The following is a 1,755-nucleotide window of genomic DNA, read 5'->3' as shown; positions in this document are numbered from 1 at the left end:
AAGCTGGTGGACATCTTCGAGAAGATCGCGAAGGTGTTCGGCAAGGTCCTGGGCAAGGTCAGCGGGCTGGACGGGTTGAAGGTGAAGGAGGGCGGCTTCGTCCACAAGATCCCCCGGGGTGAGGGCGGGGTCCACACCCGGGCGCATGGCGGCGGGGATTCTCCGGACGGGGGTTCCGGCGGGGACGGTTCGCACTCCGGGGACGGGGATTCCGGTCACGCGGACGGGGATTCGCCGAGTTCGGACCCGATGAACACCGACTCCTCACCCGATGCGGGCTCCCGCCGCAGCCGCGACGGATCCAGTTCACCGGATGGGGATGGTGCTCCTTCGCACGCGGGCAAGGGGGATGGCTCACCGTCGGTGCACGGTGGTGACGGCTCGCCGGAGGGCAGCCCCTCGGCGGCGCGGTCGGGCGATGGTTCGCCTTCCCGTAGCGGGGATTCGAGCCCGTCGCACGCCGGGGACAACACGCCCTCGCACGCCGACGACGGCAGTCCTTCGCCCACCCGCGGCAGCGATGGAACGCCTTCGCACGCTGGGGACAGTGGTCCCTCGCCGACGCGTTCTCCTTCCCACACGGGCGATTCGAGTCCCTCGCGCGCGGGGGACAGTGGCCCGTCGCCCACCCGTGGCGGCGACAGCACGCCCTCGCACGGCGGGGACAGCAACCCGTCGCCCACCCGTGGCAGTGACAGCACGCCCTCGCACGGCGGGGACAGCAGCCCCTCACCTACGCGTGGCAGTGACGGCACGTCCTCGCACGGCAGCGACAACACACCGTCCCGCGGTGGGGACAGCAGCCCGTCGCCCACTCGCGGCAGCGACGGCACTCCCTCGCACGCCAGCGACAACACACCCTCCCGGCCGAGCGACAGCAGCCCCTCGCCCACCCGCGGGAGCGACAGCACGCCCTCCCACGGCGGGGACAGCGGTCCCTCGCCGACCCGCGGCAGCGACAGCACACCCAGCCACCCCGGGGGCAACAGTCCGTCCCCCACCCACACCGGGTCCTCGCCGGGCTCGCACGCCGGGACCGACACCCCCAGCAGCGCCGCACCTCCCCGCACCGACGGCACCACCTCCGCCAGCGGCACCGCACCCACCACCCCCCGCACCAACGACCCCGGAACCGTCCCCCCACCCCGCGGCGGAGACGGTGCCCCACCGCAAAGCGCCACACCCATGGCCGGCGGTGGAATGCCGCCCGGCGGCACACCCGGCAGTGGCGGTGGGCTCGGCGGCGGAACCCCGCGCACCGGCAGCACCGGGGGCTGGACCGGCACCCCGGGCAGCCCCGGCGCGCACATCGACGCACCCGCACGGCCCCGCACCGGCGCGGACCTGCCCACCGGCCGTCCCCGCACACCCGACGCACCCGCCCCCGCCGCCCGCGGCGGCTACGGGCCCGGCACCCACACCCCCGACACCCGCCCCACCGGGCACACCCCCGGCACCAACAGCGGCACCCACCCGCACGGCCCCGACGGCCACACACCCGGCACCGACGGCAGCACCCACGCACCCCACGACCACACCCCCACCGACCCCGACAGCACCCCCCACCACCACGACCCCGAACCCCCCACCCCCGACCAGATCAACGCACGCCACGCCGAAAACACCCCCGCCGGCAGCTCCTACCACGCCGACGACCCCGCCATGGGCGACCTCCCCCACCGCGTCCCACCCGACCCCCACGGCCGCTACACCGTCGACGTCCACGTCACCCCCGACGGACACGCACGCATCGGC

General features: G+C 75.0%; 1 protein-coding gene and 1 pseudogene. One reads left to right on the top strand and one right to left on the bottom strand.

Going from position 1 to position 1,755, the window contains the following annotated elements; translation table 11 throughout:
- Positions 1 to 215: 215 nt before the first annotated feature.
- A complete protein-coding gene (locus AB0B33_RS46785; RefSeq protein WP_360784681.1) occupies positions 216 to 1,097 on the bottom strand; it encodes a hypothetical protein in 882 nt (293 codons plus the stop codon).
- An 88-nt stretch (positions 1,098 to 1,185) separates the two neighbouring features.
- On the opposite strand from AB0B33_RS46785, the pseudogene AB0B33_RS46780 reads away from it, so the two are divergent.
- Positions 1,186 to 1,755, top strand: a pseudogene (locus tag AB0B33_RS46780) (hypothetical protein); the annotation flags it as partial.

Source organism: Amycolatopsis sp. NPDC049159, assembly GCF_040648295.1.
GTDB lineage: Bacteria > Actinomycetota > Actinomycetes > Mycobacteriales > Pseudonocardiaceae > Amycolatopsis > Amycolatopsis pretoriensis_A.
The sequence above is the reverse complement of the archived record's forward strand: the minus strand, read 5'-3'. Positions and strand labels throughout refer to the sequence as shown.